This is a genomic window from Streptomyces sp. NPDC046335 (assembly GCF_055587985.1).
Genome location: NZ_JBVJFF010000003.1, coordinates 511,521 through 527,949, shown reverse-complemented (window position 1 = coordinate 527,949; position 16,429 = coordinate 511,521). Strand labels below are relative to the sequence as shown.

Genomic DNA, 16,429 nt, shown 5'->3' with positions numbered 1-16,429 from the left:
AAAAGGGTGTCACCTCCGCGTCTCACGCCCCCCTGTCCCCCCCCACGCCCCCCCTCTTACGCCGCCCCCCCCCCGCCCCCTCCCCCCCCCCCCCCACCCCCCCCCCCCCCCCCCCCACTGCCGTGAACAAACCGCTTGGAGGCGCGCACACAAGATGACGTTTCACCTGATGGGGTGAAGAGCACGGAGAGAAGAGTCAGGGATCTTCCCGTTCTGTCCATTCTTGGGCTCGCGGCCGAACGGAGCCGCGGGCAAGGAGAGTTCGGTGGAGAAGCACGACGTGCCCGATGCCGGAACGGGCCTGGTCAGCGCGGGCCGTGGTCGCGTCAACGGCCCAAGGGATCCCTGGTACGACGCGCTCGCTTCGGGCTGGGGGGAGCTGGACGGCACCGGCGCGCCGGTCTCCGTCGTCGATCCACCGGGCTTCGTCCGGCGGCCGAGCGCGGGTCCGGCGGACATCTACCTCGAGGTGCAGCGCAGTGCCGCCTTCCAGGAGGTGCGCAGGCGGTATCGGCGGTTCGTCTTTCCGGGAGTCGCCGCCTTCTTCACGTGGTACGTGGCGTACGTCGTGACCGCGACGGCGGCTCCGGGGCTGATGGCGCGCCCCGTCGCCGGAGCCGTGAACGTGGCGATGCTGGCGGGGCTCGGGCAGTTTCTGACCACGTTCTTGCTGACCTGGGCGTACGCCCGGCATGCGCGGTTGTGCAGGGACCGGGCCGCGCTCGATCTGCGGTGGCTGGTGCTGGAGCAGAAGCGGGAGCAGGACAGGGGCCGGGAGCAGGTCACGGGCAGGGAGCCGGGGGCTGAGCGATGACCGGGGACCATCAGACCCTCGGGCTGCTGCTGTTCGGCGCCTTCGTGGCCGTCACGCTCGCGATCACGACGTGGGCGAGCCGGAGCCGGCGTGGTTCGGCCGAGGAGTTCTATGCGGGGGGACGGCTCTTCACCCCCATGGAGAACGGTTTCGCCATCGCCGGTGACTACATGTCGGCTGCGTCCTTCCTCGGTATCTCCGGTCTGATCGCCCTGTTCGGGTACGACGGGATGCTGTACTCGGTGGGCTTTCTGGTCGCCTGGCTGGTCGTTCTGTTCCTGGTGGCCGAACTGGTGCGCAACTGCGGGCGTTTCACGCTGGCCGACGTCGTCGCCGCGCGGATGAGGGAGCGTCCGGTGCGGATCGCGGCGGGAACTTCCTCGGTGACCGTGTCCGTTCTCTATCTGGTGGCGCAGATGGTGGGGGCCGGCTCGCTGGTTGCGCTGCTGCTCGGTGGGACGAGCGGGGCGGCGCAGTCCTGGACGGTGATCGGCGTCGGCGCGCTCATGGTGATCTATGTGTCGTTCGGGGGGATGCGCGCCACCACGTGGATTCAGATCGTCAAGGCGGTCCTGCTGATGGGTGGCGCCATCGCGCTGACCGTGCTGGTGCTGATGCGTTTCCACGGGGACTTCGATCAACTGCTGCGTTCGGCCGCCGATCGCAGTGGGCATGGCGAGCGGTTCCTCGCGCCCGGGCTGAAGTACGGCGGCGACTGGACGGCGCGGCTCGATTTCATCAGCCTCGGGCTCGCGCTGGTGCTCGGCACCGCGGGGCTGCCGCACATCCTGTCCCGCTTCTACACCGTGCCGACCGCGCGGGCCGCCCGCCGTTCGGTCGTCTGGTCCATCGGTCTCATCGGCAGCTTCTATCTGATGACGATCGTGCTCGGGTTCGGTGCGGCCGCGATCGTGGGCTCCGACGCGGTACGGGGGTCGAACGCCGCGGGCAACACGGCGATTCCACTGCTGGCCCTGGACCTGGGCGGCGGTGCGGACTCCACTGGGGGGACGGTTCTGTTCGCGATCGTCGCCGCCATCGCGTTCGCCACCATCCTCGCCGTGGTCGCGGGGATCACGTTGGCCTCCTCGGCGTCGGTGGCCCATGACCTCTACGCGTCCTTGCGGCGGCGTCACGCGAAGCCGCGCGGCGAGGTGACGGTGGCGCGTATCGCCGCGGCCGGGATCGGCGTGGCCGCGATCGGGCTCGGACTGCTGGCCCGCGATCTCAACGTCGCCTTCCTCGTGGGGCTGGCCTTCGCGGTCGCGGCCTCCGCCAATCTGCCGGTGCTGCTGTACTCGCTGTTCTGGCGGAACTTCACCACGCGGGGCGCGGTGTGGTCGGTGTACGGAGGGCTGCTGCCCGCGCTCGTGCTCGTCGTGCTCTCGCCCGTGGTCTCCGGGGCGCCCGGCTCACTCTTTCCGGGCGTGGACTTCCAGTACTTCCCTCTGGAGAACCCCGGCCTGGTCTCCATCCCGCTCGGCTTCCTCGCGGGCTGGTTCGGCACGGTGACCTCGCGCGAGCCGGCGGATGAAGCCAAGCACGCGGAGACGGAAGTGCGGTCGCTGACAGGGGCTGGAGCGGCGTAACGACCCTGCGGTGGGACGGAGCTAGCCGCTCGCCGCCCACTCGTAGCGGTGTTCGGGACGGCCCGTGTCGCCGTACTTGAGGCTCAGCCTGACCCGGCCTGTGCGCTCCAGGAGCTTCAGATAGCGCTGTGCCGTCTGCCGGCTCAGCTGGGTGAGGTCCGCCAGCTCCGCCGCGGAGAGAGGGCCCTCAGCGGCCATCAGAGCCCGTCGTACGAGCTCCGCCGTGGTGGGGGAGTGGCCCTTGGGCAGCTCCGGCGCCGGAGTCGCCGACAGGGCACCGAAGATCTTGTCGACCTCGGCCTGCTCGGCCTCGCCTCCGCCGTCCAGCGTGCGGCGCAGCGTCGCGTACGCGTCGAGCTTGGCGCGCAGGCCCGCGTAGGAGAACGGCTTGACCAGGTACTGGAGTGCGCCATGCCGCATCGCCGCCTGGACCGTGGCCACGTCGCGCGCCGCCGTCACCATGATCACGTCGGTCTGGTGCCCGCGCTCACGCAGCCTTCGTACGACCGACAGACCCGTCTCGTCAGGCAGGTAGTGGTCGAGAAGGACCAGGTCCACGGGGACCTCATCGACGAGCCGCAGCGCCTCGGTGGCGTTGTGCGCCTTCGCCGCCACGCGGAAGCCGGGGATCTTCGCGACATAGGCGGCGTTGACGTCCGCGACCCGGACGTCGTCGTCCACGACGAGGACCTCGATCATCATGCTCCCTCCGTGGCGGCGAACGCGGACTCCGTGAGCGCTTCGGGCAGAACCACGGTGAACTCCGCGCCTCCCTCGGGCGCTTCGCCGACCCGCGCGCTGCCGCCCTGACGCTGGGCGAGCCTGCGGACCAGGGCGAGGCCGATGCCGCGCTTGCCGTGCGCGGGCGGCTCCTTGGTGGTCCAGCCCTCGGTGAAGATCGTTTCGCGCCGCTCGGCGGGCACCCCGGGCCCTGTGTCGCGCACCCTGAGGACGACGGAACGGTTCTCGGCCCGCAACGCGACCTCCACGCGTGCGTGGCCGGTGCCCGCGGCGGCGTCCAGCGCGTTGTCGACGAGATTGCCGACGATCGTGACGAGGCCGCCCGGATCGACGAGCCGGTCAGGCAGCGCGGTGTCCGACGGCACGGACAGCGTGACGCCCCGCTCCGCGGCGACCGTGGCCTTGCCGACCAGGAGGGCCGCGAGCAGCGGATCGTGGATCTTCTCCGTGATCTGCTCGGCGGTCACCCGGTGGGCGCCTGCGACCTCACCGACGAACTCGGCGGCCTCCTCGTACATCTCCAGTTCGAGCAGACCAAGAAGCGTGTGCATACGGTTGGCGTGTTCGTGGTCCTGGGCGCGCAAGGCGTCGATGAGGCCGCGGGTGGAGTCGAGCTCACGGCCGAGCTGCTCCAGTTCCGTGCGGTCGCGCAGGGTGGCGACGGCGCCCCCGTCATCGGTGGGCATCCGGTTGGCGACCAGCACGCGCTGTCCGCGGACGGTCAACAGGTCGGTGCCGGTGACCCGGCCGGCCAGGACGTCCGTGGTGCGCCCGGAGCCCAGCGCCTCGTCCAGCGGCTGGCCGATCGCCTCCTCGCCGAGGCCGAGCAGCCGCTGAGCTTCGTCGTTGAGCAGCCGGACCCGGCCGTCGCGGTCCAGGGCCAAGACTCCTTCGCGGATGCCGTGCAGCATGGCCTCGCGCTCCGCCAGCAAGGCCGAGATGTCGGAGAAGGCCAGGTCACGGGTCTGCCGCTGGACCCGCCGCGAGATCAGATACGCGGCGAGCGCGCCGACGGCGAGCGCGCCACCCGCGTAGGCGAGCAGTTCCGGGATGGAGTGGATCAGGATGGCCCGCACGCTGTCGTACTCGATGCCTACGGAGACCGCGCCCACGATGTTCCCGTCGGCGTCCCGCAGCGGCACCTTGCCGCGCGCCGAGCGGCCCAGGGTGCCGTTGTCGATCTCCATGACCTCGCGGCCCGCGATCGCGTCACTGGGGTCCGTCGAGACGACCTTGCCGATCTGGTCATGATCGGTGTGGGACCAGCGCACGCCTTCTTTGTTCATGATGACGACGTACTCGGCGCCGCTGGCCCTGCGGATCCGGTCGGCCGCCGTCTGGACGGGCCCGTCGGCGGTGGGCCGCGACGCCTCCAGATCCTTGGCCATCTCCGGGTGCGCCGCCGTCGTCTGCGCGATGGCGAGCGCGCGACGCATCGCCTGGTCGTCGAGCTGATCGCCGAGCGGCGCGAGGAAGAGTCCGGTGGCCAGCACCGCCACCCCGGCGGCGATCGCCAGCTGCATCAGCAGCACCTGCGAGAACACGCGCCTCGGCAGACCGAGGCGGAGGCGTCGCGCGGGAGAGGTCGGGCTCATGTGTACGAACGGTACGGGCGTGAGCGGGGTACTCCGAAGTCAGTGTGGCGGGGATCTCTTGCGCGGAGCTACCGAGTCCGCTTCGGGCGCGGCTACGGAATCACCATGTGTGCTCGCCTCACCGCCGCCGTGGGCTTGTCGCCTGCTCGTAGGTCCGGCGGCTGTCCGTGGGCCGGGCGGGCTCGTCCGTAGGGCTGTGTGCCCAAGCCAGTCGGCCCGGCGCGCGCCCCGGCTTCAACCATTGCCCGGCGGGTCCGCCCGTCTCCGCCTGCCTCGACGCCTACGGGGCCGTCGTCCCCGTAGGCCCGCCCTCCGTGTCGGAAGGCCTGGCCGGAAGCTGCCGGACTGCCACCACGTCCATTCGCGCCGGCGTCTTGAGGGCCGCGCCGCAGCTTTCCGGGCGGGGCGGCAGTGACGTGCCGGGTGCGACCGTGACCTGCCAGCGGCGGCCGTCGGTGTGGGCGACGAACACATCCCAGCGGCCGTCCGCCTCCTGTGTGCCGACGACGTCCAGGGTTCCCGCGGCGTCCTCACGCGTCGTCGCGCGCACCGCGAGCTCGGCCGCCTGCCCGGGCCGTTCCCACGCGGAGTTGCCCCGGCAGCCCTTGAGGACCACGCGGTCCATGCGCACCGCCGCGAGGATTTCCTTGACGGTATGCGCCTCGGTCCTGCCGTACGCGTAGCCGTACGGCAGGACAAGCACCGTGGGCGCGAAGCGGTGTCCGCCCAGATGAGTGATCTCCCAGACGCCCTCCTCGCCCGCGGCGGCCAGCTCCGCGGCGAGCGGCCTGCCGAGCAGGGCACAGCAGCGGTCCCGTTTGCCGTTGGTGCAGACGAGAGCCAGCGGGGCGCCGGTGTGCGGGGTGCCGAAGCCGCCGTGGTCGCCCGCGCCGAGGGCGGCGAAATCGAGGTCGAGCAGCCGCCGTGGGTCCTCCGTCACGTACGAGCGCAGCCAGGTACGGCCGGGGACGGCGTGGGCCACGTACACCTGGTGCCGGGATGTCGTCCGGCCGTCGGCGTGACGGCCGGGGCGGCGGATGAGCGCCACACGGACGCCGGTCCCCTGTGCGGCCGTCTCCAGGGCGCGCCCGAGCTCGGGGTCGAGGTGGCTGCCCGTCAGCGCTTTCGCGCCCCAGGGGCCCTGCTGCTCGATCAGGAGCCATGTCCTGGCGGTGGCGGCGGTTCCCGCGAGAGGCTCGTCCAGTTCTCGGGAGGTGGTCGCGCAGGTGCTCACGCGGGCGAGCCTAACCCGCGGGTCTCTTCAGGCCTTTGGCGCCTCATCCGGCGAGGGCATCGCCCGGGGTGGGCGCAGCCCCACGTACTGGCCGCTCGGGCGCATGCGCAGCGGGCGTTCGTCGTACTCCTCCAGGGCGTGCGCGATCCAGCCCGCCGTACGGGCCACCGCGAAGATCGTCTCGCCCGCCTCCGCCGGCATTCCGGAGGAGGCGGTGAGGACGGCGAGGGCGAGGTCGACGTTGGCCCGCAGATCGGTGTGGCGGGCGGTGGTGGCCACGACGTCGCGGGCCGCGGCGAGGGCGGGGCCCGCCTTGGGCCTGTTCTCCAGGAGGGCGAACAACGCCTGCGCGCGCGGGTCCTCGCCGGTGTAGAGGCGGTGGCCGAGGCCGGGTACGCGACGGCCTGCGCGGAGTTCGTCGGCGACGACCGGAGCCGCGCTGCCCCGGTCGAGTACGTCCAGGAGCATGCGGTGGGCCATACCGCTGGCCGCGCCGTGCAGAGGGCCCTCCAGGACGCCGAGCCCCGCCGACACGGCCGCGTAGGGGTGGGCGCGTGCCGATGCGGCGACCCGGACGGCGAGGGTGGACGCCGCGAGGTCGTGGTCGACGAGCAGGGCCAGGGCGGTGTCCAGGATGTGCAGCGAGGCCTCGTCGGGCTTGATGCCGGTCAACCGTGTCCACAGGCGTCGGGCCAGCGGGCCGTCGTCATGGCGGCCCGACGGTACCGGCGGGAGCGCGGCGACGAGGGTCGGGATCAACGTACGGCCGGTGCCGACGACGGCCTCTTCGGAGAGGTCGAAGCGGAGGGGGTCGGCGACAGCGGCGGAGATGGCCGCCACGCGCAGTCGGTCGGTCGGGCCGCTGTGCTCGGGCAGCGCCCCGACGGCCCTACGGGCCGCGGAGACCGTCTCCCTGGGGGCGGTGAACTCGATGCCCGGGCGCAGGACACCGGTCCACAGCCACTCGGCGACCTCTTCGTAGGAGTGGTCCAGCGCCAGCTGTACGGCGTCGACCCCGCGGAAGTAGTAGCGATCGCCGTCGATGAGCGTGATGCGGGTGCGTACGGAGAGCTGGTCGCCGGTGGCCGACGCCGCGGGCTCCCGCCGATTCCTGCGGGCCAGCGCCTCGACCTCTCCCGGATCGAACGTGCTGCCCCGGGATCCCGGACCGCGGCGGCTGCTCAGCTGGCCCCGGCTCACGTACGCGTACACGGTCTCGGGCTTCACGCCGAGCAGCTCGGCGGCCTCTTTGGTGCTCAGCCGCCGACCCTCGGGCGCGGTTCCTTGCTCCGTCATGGGCGCCACCGTATCCGCCGCAGCAGTATGTGGATGTACATATTGATCGAATCAATATTGACACAAGTTCAGTCAAGCATGGACAGTTGAATCAAGTCCAGGGAGGAAGTCGAGGAACAACATGCCGATCAATGGCTCCGCCGCCGTCCCCGCCGAGCCCATCGAGGTCCCACGAGGACTCGCGGGTGTCGTGGTCACCGAGACCCAGCTCGGAGACGTGCGGGGATATGAGGGCTTCTACCACTACCGCAAGTACTCGGCCGTCGAGCTCGCGCAGAAGCGAAGCTTCGAGGACGTATGGCACCTGATGTTCCACGGTGAGCTGCCGGACGCCGGGCAGAGCGCGGCCTTCGCCGCGCACACCGCGTCACTGCGGCACCTGCCCGCCGAGGTGCGCGAGGCGCTGCCCGCCGTCGCGCGCGCCGGCGTGCTCTCGGGGCCGCTCTCCGGACTGCGCACCGCCCTGTCGCTCTTCGGGGCGTCGAAGGGGCTGCGTCCGGTGTACGACATCGACGACGACCGCCGCCGCGCGGACGCCCTGGCCGCGTCCGCGGTGGTGCCGACGCTGCTCACCGCGCTGTACCGGCTCGGCCAGGGGCTCCAGCCCGTCGAACCACGCGAGGACCTGTCGTACGCCGCCAACTACCTCTACATGATGACCGGTTCCGAGCCGGACGCGGCCCGTGCGCGGGCGATCGAGCAGTACTTGATCTCAACCATTGATCATGGATTCAACGCATCGACGTTCACGGCTCGGGTCATCACCTCGACCGGTGCGGACGTGGCGGCCTGCCTGGTGGGTGCGGTCGGCGCGCTGTCCGGCCCCTTGCACGGAGGTGCGCCGAGCCGGGCTCTCGACACTCTTGACGCGATCGGCACCGCCGACCGTATTGACGGCTGGATCCGCGAACGGGTTCTCGCGGGCGACCGCATCATGGGCTTCGGGCACCCCGTCTACCGCACGGAGGACCCGCGTTCGCGCATGCTGCGGGGGATCGCGCGGCAGTTCGGCGGCGACCTGGTGGAGTTCGCCGTGGAGGTCGAGCACCAGGTCGAGGCGATCCTCGCCGAACTGAAGCCCGGGCGGGAGCTGCACACGAACGTGGAGTTCTACGCGGGCGTCGTCATGGAGCTGTGCGGGCTGCCACGGGAGATGTTCACGCCGACGTTCGCTTGTGCGCGGGTGGTGGGCTGGGGGGCCAACATCCTTGAGCAGGCGCGTGACCCGAAAATCATCCGCCCGGCGGCGCGGTACGTGGGGGAGGAGCCGCCGGTCGCGGTGCCGACGGCCGGGGGGCCGACAGATGGGGGGCCGACGGCCGGGGTGCCGCCGACTTCGGCGACGTAGGAATCACGTCGCCGGGCGGGCTTCGGCGTGCCCCGGAGTCAGCTGTCGGGGATATCGGCCTTCGCGCGCAGCAGTGTTTCCCTGGTGACGATGACGATGCGCTCGTAGTCGCCTCGGGAGGCGTCCGAGGGGAGTTCGGCATCGAGTTTCGCGGTGGCGTCTGTTCCGATCACCGCGAAATTTCCGTCGGACAATTCGAAGATATCCGGGCAGTTCTGTCCGGATACGCTGCCTCGCGCGCGTGGAGAAGCGCCGATCCGACGGATGATGTGGCTCACTGTTTTCCCTCTGGTCTCAAGCTGACGTGGTCTCAAGCCGACGGTCGCAAGGTGACGTCGTCTCAAACTGACGTGGTCGCAAGGTGACGCGCTGACACTGAGACTGACCGGGCGTCCTCGTGGGCATGCCGGCGGCGTGGGGCGTCGGTTTTGGCGGGGCGATGTCTTGCGCGGTCCGCTTCTTGCGCGGTCCGCGCAGTCAGCAGCCCAAGTTGGCATTTAGTGAACGATCGGTGCCCGTCCTGGTTTCTCCCCCGTCCGCGTGATGGCCGTGAACGGCGCGACGAGGGGCGCGGAAGCGGGCGGGGGCGCCGGGTGGCGCGAGGAGGCGGGGCAGCGTGCCGCAGCCTCGCGGGGCCTCGGCGAGCTGCGGCTTTCTGTCTCAGGGCTCCCTGCTCGGTGGCTCGCCGATGACCCACCATTCGTCGATGTCGGCCTCCTCCAGTTGCGTCAGGAGGTCGTCCACCAGGCGTCCGAGCCGGGCTTCGTCGGAGGCGTCCGCGATGGTGGCCCTGTGGTGTCTGCCCGCGTTCCAGTACTCCCTGACGATCGGGTTCTGGAAGATTCCGCGCACGAACCCGAAGAATTCGTCGCGGTCGATATTTCCCACGCGGTGGTAGAACAGCAGATTCGTGTACAGGGCATTGGCGAAGAGGTACTGGCGGTGTCGCTGCGGAGTGACGTCTTCCTCGTAGGTGTTCAGGACCTCGGCCAGATCCTGGTCGTCCATCGCCTTGCTCAACAGTTCCCAGTGCAGGCGTTGTTGCATCGCCAGGTTCATGTGGTGCTGGTTGTGTGCGGTCTGTTCCAGTCGTTCGAGCCGGATGCGCAGCGCCTCAATGGTGTGGCGCTGAGCGGTCAGGGCGCCGATGGCTCCCGCCACGAGGCCGACCCCGGCGGCGACGGCGGGCCGGAGACTTCCGGCGGCGATCCTTTTAGTGAGCATGTCAACCCCCGATTTAGGCGACCGTCCGCCGGTCGTCGGGGTGCGGTCGACAGGGAGCGGACCGGCGAGCGGTGGGCGGTGCGCTTGCCGTCTCCCAGGGTGCCGAGCGGCTCTGATCGGCGGGGAGGCGGAGAGGAGGCGCACGGAAGGAAGCGGTGGTCGCACATCCGGGCGCCGTGCCCAATGTGTGCCCCGCGAGCGCCGCTAACAATCGTTCACTTCGAGGCCCCTCCACGCGCACGTGGCGCCGCTTTTCCATGCGCATCCGTGTGGCTCCCGCACCGCGCATATCCTGGCCCAGTCTTATTCGTCGTACGGAATTCACCGACGCCCGTACGAGTGTCGGTGCGAGGGGCCCACGGTTGTGAACAAGCGGCAGATTCCCGTCGTCGTCCTCGCCGGGTTCCTCGGCTCCGGCAAGACCACCCTGCTCAACCATCTGCTGCACCGCAGCGGCGGCACCCGTATCGGGGCGATCGTCAACGACTTCGGGTCGATCGAGATCGACGCCATGTCGGTCGCCGGACAGCTCGGTGACTCCACGGTCTCGCTCGGCAACGGCTGCCTGTGCTGCGCCGTGGACGCCAGTGAGCTCGACGAGTACCTGGAGCGGCTCGCACGGCCCGCCGCCCGGATCGACGTCATCGTCATCGAGGCCAGCGGGCTCGCCGAGCCGCAGGAGCTCGTCAAGATGCTGCTCGCCAGTGAGAACCCGCACGTGGTGTACGGGGGTCTCGTCGAGGTCGTCGACGCCGCCGAGTTCGAAGCGACCCGCGAGCGGCATCCCGAGGTGAACCGGCATCTGGGCATCGCCGATCTCGTCGTCGTCAACAAGACCGACCGGGTGCCCGAGGCGGAGCGTGCGCGCGTACTCGACGTCGTCCGTGGTCTCGCCGGGCGCGCGGCCGTCGTCGCCGCCTCGTACGGGCGCGTCGACGTGGAGCTGTTCTTCGACCGGGCACCCGTGGGAGAGCGGGTCGGGCAGCTCTCCTTCGATGACCTGCGGGACGACGACGATGCGGCGGCCGTCCAGGACGGGGGCACCGAAGACGAGTGGTCCGCTGGGGGTGGCTGTTCCGCTGAAGGCGACTGTTCCGCTGAAGGGGACTGTCCTCACGACGCCCATGCCCACGCCCATGCCCATTGCCGCGCCCATGCCCATTCCTGCGCTCACGCTCATGGCCACGCCCGTCACCTGCACTCCGCCTACGAGAGCCTCTCCTTCACCTCGGAGGCGCCTCTCGGTCCGCGTCCCCTCATGGCTCTGCTCGACAGCAGGCCGGAAGGGCTCTACCGCATCAAGGGCTACGTGGATTTCGGCGCCTCCGATCCGCGGAACCGGTACGCCGTGCACGCGGTCGGCCGGTTCCTGCGGTTCTACCCGGAGCCCTGGGGCCCCGGCGAGCCGCGGCTGACGCAGCTCGTGCTCATCGGATCGGGCATCGACGTGGCAGGCCTGGAGAAGGGCCTCGACGCGTGTCGCGCGGACGCGCCACACGCCGCCGATGAGCAGGGCATGTGGGGCGTGCTGCGTTACGTGCAGGAGGCCGAGGAGGCCGAGGAGGCCGAGGGGGCGGCGGACGCCGATCCTGGGCGCGCATAGGTGCGAGTAGGCCCGGTGGGGTAGTCGCCCTCTTGCCGTGCTGATGCCCTGCTTTGCCCTGTCGGCCTGTTGCCGCGTTTGCCCTGTGGTCCACGTCACATGCGGTTCCTGTCAGCAATCGGGGCGCTGTTTCGCTCAATCCACCGAGGGAGCAAGCGAACAGACAGGAGCGGCACATGAAGCACCGCATCGTAGTCCTCGGAGCCGGCTATGCCGGGGCCCACACGGCCGGGAACCTGGCCCGCCGGCTGTCCCCGGCGGACACCGAGATCACCGTGGTCAACGCTGAGCCCGACTTCGTCCAGCGGCTGCGGCTGCACCAGCTCGCGGCCGGCCAGGAGATCGAGACCCCGAGGCTCGCCGATGTCTTCGCGGGCACGGGGATACGGCTGCGCCTGGCCCGTGTCACCGCCGTCGACCCCGAGCGCCGGGTCGTCACCGTGGCCGACGCCGAGGGCGGCGGCGAGCTCGGCTACGACACGCTGGTCTACGCGCTCGGCAGTCGCGTCGCCGACGGCGGCGTCACCGGGGTGGCCGAGCACGCCTCGGACGTCACCGGCCGACGCTCGGCGCTGCGTCTGCGTGACCGCCTGGACAGCCTCGACGAGCGGGGCGAAGGCGGGAACGTGGTGGTCGTCGGCGAAGGGCTGACCGGCATCGAGACCGCCACGGAGCTCGCCGAATCCCGGCCCGGTCTGTCGGTGACACTGGTGGCCCGTGGAGAGCTCGGCGCTCCGCTCTCCGCCGGAGCCGGCAGCCACCTGCGCCAGGCCTGCGACCGGCTGGGCATCACGGTCCTTGAGCACACTCGCGTCTCTTCCGTCGAAGCGACGCGGGTGCTGTGTGCCGACGGCACCGCTCTGGCGTCCGACGCGACCGTGTGGACGGCCGGGTTCGCGGTCAGTCCCATCGCCGCCGCCGGGGGCCTTGAAGTCACCGAGAACGGCCGGATCGTCGTCGATCGCACCATGCGGTCGGTGTCGCACCCGAACGTCTACGCCGTCGGCGACAGCGTTCACGCCATCGGTGACAACGGCAGGCCGCTGCCGATGTCCTGCGCTTCGGCCGGTTACACCAGCATGCAGGCGGTCGTTGCGATCGTGGCACGCCTGACCGGCCGCAAGGTCCCCCACACCAAGCTGGAGTACGTGGGCAACCACATCAGCCTCGGGCGGCGGGACGGAATTCTTCAGATGGTCGACGACGAAGCGCGGGCCAAGCCGAAGTACATGGGCGGCCGGAAGGCGGCGAGGGTCAAGGCGGGCATTCTCAGGACCTCGCTGTGGGCCACCTCGCATCCGACCTTCGGCCTGCCCAAGCGCAAGCGCCGCCTGGCCGCCGCCGCACCGGATGCGTCCGCGAACACGACTGCGAGTACGTCCACGACGACTGCGAGTACGTCCACGAGTACATCCGCCAAGAAGGCGGCCGCCTAGCCGCCTAGGATGCCGCGCGTGGACAGCACCACCACTGACCGCTTCGACACCAGTCGATTCGAGGCCGGCCGGAACCGGCTGGCCTCCCTGGCGTACCGGCTGCTTGGCTCCGCGGCCGACGCCGAAGACGCCGTACAGGACGCGTTCCTGCACTGGCAGGCCGCCGACCGACAGTTGATCAAGGTGCCGGAGGCGTGGCTGACCAAGGTCGTCACCAACCTGTGCCTGGACCGGCTCCGCTCGGCACAGGCCCGGCGCGAGCGCGCCGTCGGTGCCTGGCTGCCCGAACCGCTCCTCGACGGCGATCCGATGCTCGGCCCGGCCGACACGTTCGAGCAGCGTGAATCGGTCTCCCTGGCCGTGCTGACGGTCATGGAGCGCCTGTCGCCCGTCGAGCGGGCCGTCTACATCCTGCGCGAGGCGTTCTCGCACAGCCACGCCGAGATCGCCGAGATCCTCGACATCACCGAGTCCGCGAGCCAGCAGCACCTCCACCGGGCCCGGCGCCGCGTCACCGCCGCACGCCGCGGCAGCGGCGAAGTCGACCCGGTGGCCGCCCGCAGGATCGTCGAGGAATTCCTCGCCGCCGCTTCCTCGGGCCGCACCGAGCGACTGGTGGCGCTGCTCACCGACGACGCGACCGCGGTCTCCGACGGCGCCGGGCTGACCGAGAAACTGCTGCGGTACGACGCTCCGCAGCGCATCGCCGCCGTCGCACGGGCCGGCTTCAAACCCACCCCCGCGAAACGGCGATTCGCCGGCGGCACGCCCGCCATCCACTACGCGCTCGTCAACGGTGCCCCCGCCATCCTCTTCGTGGTCGATGACCACGTCATCGGCGCCGTGACCTTCGACATCGCCGACGGAAGGATCGCGACCGTGCGCGGCATCGCCGCCCCTGCCCGCCTCGCCCGCCTCATCGAAGTCTGGCGGCAGCACGAACCGGACCCGCCGCTCGTCGCCCAGTGGTGACGCGCCCGCGCACGCCACCGGTGAGCGGCGTTCGTGGAGCAGGAGTGCGACCCGCCAGGGAACCCCGCAGGACCGTGTCCGACTCGTTCACGGTCTCCGCGGGGCCCCCGGCACCTCAGCTGCTCACACCGGCCCCGCCACCGCCGCCACCGGCTTTGCCAGGGAGACGCCCGAGCCATCGCGGCGGGGGTCGATGTCGGGGAGCGTGGCCGGCGTGCCGTTGCGTTGCGCCGCGTGCGGGGGTGTCGGGCCGGCCCAGGCGAAGCTCAGGCAGTCCTCGCCCTTGAGGAACCGCTGGACGCGCACGCCGCCCGTGGCGCGGCCCTTGCGCGGATACTGGTCGAACGGTGTCAGCTTGGCCGTGGTCTGAACGGAGTCGTCGAGCGTGCCGCGCGAGCCCGCCACCGTGAAGACGACCGCGTCCACCGCCGGGTCGATCGCCGTGAAGGAGATGACCTTCGCCCCGGCAGCCAGCTTCACGCCCGTCATGCCGCCCGCGGGACGCCCCTGGGGGCGGACATGGGAGGCCTGGAAGCGCAGGAGCTGGGCGTCGTCCGTGACGAAGACCAGGTCCTCCTCGCCCGTGCGCAGCTCGGCCGCGCCGACGATCCGGTCACCCTCCTTGAGGGTGATGACCTCCAGCTCCTCCTTGTTCGAGGGATAGTCGGGCACCAACCGCTTGACCACGCCCTGCTCGGTGCCCAGGGCCAGGCCCGGCGAGGACTCGTCGAGGGTCATCAGGCAGATGAGCTTCTCGTCCTTCTCCAGGGGGAGCAGCTCCGAGACGGGCGCGCCTCCGGAGAGGTTGGGCGCGCCCATCGTCTCCGGGAGCTGCGGCAGGTCCACCACGGAGAGGCGCAGGAGCCGGCCCTCGGACGTGACGGCGCCGACCTCGCCGCGCGCTGTGGCGGGCACCGCGGAGACGATCACGTCGTGCTTGACGCGTTTGTTGCTGTCCTCGCTGAAGGGATCGCCGTTGGCCGTGCGGGCCAGCAGGCCCGTGGACGACAGGAGCACGCGGCAGGGGTCGTCGGCGACCTGGAGCGAGACCGTGGCGGCGGGGGAGCCCGCCGACTCCAGGAGCACCGTGCGCCGGTCCGTGCCGAACTTCTTGGCGACAGAGGCCAGTTCGGCGGAGACCAGCTTGCGCAGCTCCGCGTCCGAATCCAGGATTCCGGTCAGCTCGTCGATCTCGCCGTTGAGCTTGTCGCGCTCGGACTCCAGCTCGATGCGGTCGAACTTCGTCAGGCGGCGCAGGGGGGTGTCCAGGATGTACTGCGTCTGGATCTCGCTCAGCGAGAAGCGTCCGATCAGGCGCTCCTTGGCCTGCGCGGAGTTGTCGCTGGAACGGATGAGGCGGATGACCTCGTCGATGTCCAGGAGCGCGACGAGGAGGCCCTCGACCAGGTGCAGGCGGTCGCGCTTCTTGCCGCGGCGGAACTCGCTGCGCCGGCGCACCACGTTGAAGCGGTGGTCGAGGTAGACCTCGAGGAGTTCCTTGAGGCCGAGCGTGAGGGGCTGGCCGTCGACCAGCGCCACGTTGTTGATGCCGAAGGACTCCTCCATCGGCGTCAGTTTGTAGAGCTGCTCCAGGACGGCTTCCGGGACGAAGCCGTTCTTGATCTCGATGACCAGGCGCAGACCGTGCGCGCGGTCGGTGAGGTCCTTGACGTCGGCGATGCCCTGGAGCTTCTTCGAGCCGACCAGGTCCTTGATCTTGGCAATGACCTTCTCGGGCCCCACGGAGAAGGGCAGTTCGGTGACGACGAGGCCCTTGCGGCGCGCCGTCACGTTCTCCACGGCGACCGTGGCGCGGATCTTGAAGCTGCCGCGGCCCGCTTCGTACGCGTCCCTGATGCCGGTCAGGCCGACGATCTTGCCGCCCGTGGGCAGGTCGGGTCCAGGCACGTACTTCATCAGCGTCTCGAGGTCGGCCCCCGGGTGCTTGATCAGGTGGCGTGCCGCGGCGATGACCTCGCCGAGGTTGTGCGGCGGCATGTTCGTCGCCATGCCGACTGCGATGCCCGACGCGCCGTTGACCAGGAGGTTCGGGTACGCCGCGGGGAGGGCGGACGGCTCCCTCTCCTGGCCGTCGTAGTTCGGCTCGAAGTCGACCGTGTCCTCGTCGATCGACTCCGTCATCAGGGACGTGGCGTCGGCCATCCGGCACTCGGTGTACCGCATCGCGGCCGGCGGGTCGTCGTTCCCCAGCGAGCCGAAGTTCCCGTGGCCGTCCACCAGGGGCAGGCGCATCGAGAAGGGCTGGGCCATGCGCACCAGGGCGTCATAGATCGACGCGTCGCCATGGGGGTGCAACTTACCCATGACCTCGCCGACGACACGGGCACACTTCACATAGCCGCGGTCGGGGCGCAGGCCCATCTCGTTCATCTGATAGACGATCCTGCGGTGCACCGGCTTCATGCCGTCGCGGGCGTCCGGCAGGGCGCGGGAGTAGATGACCGAATACGCGTACTCGAGGAAGGAGCCCTGCATCTCGTCGACGACGTCGATGTCGAGGATCCTCTCCTCGAACGACTCGTCGGGCGGCGGGGTCTTCGTGCTGCGGCGGGCCAT

At 70.5% G+C, this 16,429-nt stretch carries 13 protein-coding genes; 6 read left to right on the top strand and 7 right to left on the bottom strand.

From position 1 onward, the window contains the following. Positions 1–280: 280 nt before the first annotated feature. On the top strand, positions 281–814 hold the full coding sequence (locus ACZ6JY_RS08985) for a DUF485 domain-containing protein (protein ID WP_469193923.1): 534 nt from the start codon (positions 281–283) through the stop codon (positions 812–814). After that, on the top strand, positions 811–2,403 hold the full coding sequence (locus ACZ6JY_RS08980) for a solute symporter family protein (protein ID WP_469193736.1): 1,593 nt from the start codon (positions 811–813) through the stop codon (positions 2,401–2,403). The genes ACZ6JY_RS08985 and ACZ6JY_RS08980 overlap by 4 nt, the downstream gene beginning before the upstream one ends. A 21-nt stretch (positions 2,404–2,424) precedes the next feature. Here the strand turns inward: ACZ6JY_RS08980 and ACZ6JY_RS08975 are convergent, their stop codons facing one another. From ACZ6JY_RS08975 to ACZ6JY_RS08960, 4 genes are all read right to left on the bottom strand, one after another. Further along, a complete protein-coding gene (locus ACZ6JY_RS08975; protein ID WP_447042225.1) occupies positions 2,425–3,102 on the bottom strand; it encodes a response regulator in 678 nt (225 codons plus the stop codon). Further along, on the bottom strand, positions 3,102–4,739 hold the full coding sequence (locus tag ACZ6JY_RS08970) for an ATP-binding protein (protein WP_469193734.1): 1,638 nt from the start codon (positions 4,737–4,739) through the stop codon (positions 3,102–3,104). Before ACZ6JY_RS08970 ends, ACZ6JY_RS08975 begins: the two co-directional genes overlap by 1 nt. A 280-nt stretch (positions 4,740–5,019) precedes the next feature. Then, entirely contained in the window at positions 5,020–5,973 is a 954-nt protein-coding gene (locus tag ACZ6JY_RS08965) for a sucrase ferredoxin (RefSeq protein ID WP_469193732.1), read from the bottom strand. A 27-nt stretch (positions 5,974–6,000) separates the two neighbouring features. After that, complete coding sequence (locus ACZ6JY_RS08960) at positions 6,001–7,269, bottom strand: citrate synthase family protein (protein WP_469193730.1); 1,269 nt, start codon at positions 7,267–7,269, stop codon at positions 6,001–6,003. Positions 7,270–7,390: 121 nt separating this feature from the next. On the opposite strand from ACZ6JY_RS08960, the gene ACZ6JY_RS08955 reads away from it, so the two are divergent. Further along, on the top strand, positions 7,391–8,617 hold the full coding sequence (locus ACZ6JY_RS08955; RefSeq protein ID WP_469193728.1) for a citrate synthase/methylcitrate synthase: 1,227 nt from the start codon (positions 7,391–7,393) through the stop codon (positions 8,615–8,617). A 38-nt stretch (positions 8,618–8,655) separates the two neighbouring features. Here ACZ6JY_RS08955 and ACZ6JY_RS08950 read toward each other — a convergent pair whose 3' ends face one another. Next, positions 8,656–8,895: a hypothetical protein gene (locus ACZ6JY_RS08950; RefSeq protein ID WP_469193726.1), complete on the bottom strand. Its 240-nt coding sequence runs from the start codon at positions 8,893–8,895 to the stop codon at positions 8,656–8,658. A 382-nt stretch (positions 8,896–9,277) separates the two neighbouring features. Continuing rightward, positions 9,278–9,841: a DUF6082 family protein gene (locus ACZ6JY_RS08945; RefSeq protein ID WP_469193724.1), complete on the bottom strand. Its 564-nt coding sequence runs from the start codon at positions 9,839–9,841 to the stop codon at positions 9,278–9,280. A 364-nt stretch (positions 9,842–10,205) separates the two neighbouring features. Between ACZ6JY_RS08945 and ACZ6JY_RS08940 the strand changes: the two genes are divergently transcribed. From ACZ6JY_RS08940 to ACZ6JY_RS08930, 3 genes are all read left to right on the top strand, one after another. Continuing rightward, the gene (locus tag ACZ6JY_RS08940; RefSeq protein ID WP_469193722.1) at positions 10,206–11,444 is read left to right on the top strand and encodes a CobW family GTP-binding protein; all 1,239 of its coding nucleotides are present in this window, start codon (positions 10,206–10,208) and stop codon (positions 11,442–11,444) included. Between the two features lie 176 nt (positions 11,445–11,620). Continuing rightward, complete coding sequence (locus ACZ6JY_RS08935) at positions 11,621–12,880, top strand: NAD(P)/FAD-dependent oxidoreductase (RefSeq protein WP_469193720.1); 1,260 nt, start codon at positions 11,621–11,623, stop codon at positions 12,878–12,880. A 9-nt stretch (positions 12,881–12,889) separates the two neighbouring features. After that, positions 12,890–13,852 (top strand): sigma-70 family RNA polymerase sigma factor, encoded by a 963-nt coding sequence (locus tag ACZ6JY_RS08930; protein ID WP_469193718.1) that lies wholly within the window; start codon positions 12,890–12,892, stop codon positions 13,850–13,852. Positions 13,853–13,975: 123 nt separating this feature from the next. Here the strand turns inward: ACZ6JY_RS08930 and ACZ6JY_RS08925 are convergent, their stop codons facing one another. Beyond that, positions 13,976–16,429 (bottom strand): DNA gyrase/topoisomerase IV subunit A, encoded by a 2,454-nt coding sequence (locus ACZ6JY_RS08925; protein WP_469193716.1) that lies wholly within the window; start codon positions 16,427–16,429, stop codon positions 13,976–13,978.

Bases quoted from the DNA above. Each gene is read 5' to 3' on its own strand.
- ACZ6JY_RS08970 (WP_469193734.1), bottom strand. From the start codon at position 4,739: ATGAGCCCGACCTCTCCCGCGCGACGCCTCCGCCTCGGTCTGCCGAGG.
- ACZ6JY_RS08945 (WP_469193724.1), bottom strand. From the start codon at position 9,841: ATGCTCACTAAAAGGATCGCCGCCGGAAGTCTCCGGCCCGCCGTCGCC.
- ACZ6JY_RS08930 (WP_469193718.1), top strand. From the start codon at position 12,890: ATGCCGCGCGTGGACAGCACCACCACTGACCGCTTCGACACCAGTCGA.
- ACZ6JY_RS08980 (WP_469193736.1), top strand. From the start codon at position 811: ATGACCGGGGACCATCAGACCCTCGGGCTGCTGCTGTTCGGCGCCTTC.
- ACZ6JY_RS08925 (WP_469193716.1), bottom strand. From the start codon at position 16,429: ATGGCCCGCCGCAGCACGAAGACCCCGCCGCCCGACGAGTCGTTCGAG.
- ACZ6JY_RS08960 (WP_469193730.1), bottom strand. From the start codon at position 7,269: ATGACGGAGCAAGGAACCGCGCCCGAGGGTCGGCGGCTGAGCACCAAA.
- ACZ6JY_RS08975 (WP_447042225.1), bottom strand. From the start codon at position 3,102: ATGATCGAGGTCCTCGTCGTGGACGACGACGTCCGGGTCGCGGACGTC.
- ACZ6JY_RS08955 (WP_469193728.1), top strand. From the start codon at position 7,391: ATGCCGATCAATGGCTCCGCCGCCGTCCCCGCCGAGCCCATCGAGGTC.
- ACZ6JY_RS08935 (WP_469193720.1), top strand. From the start codon at position 11,621: ATGAAGCACCGCATCGTAGTCCTCGGAGCCGGCTATGCCGGGGCCCAC.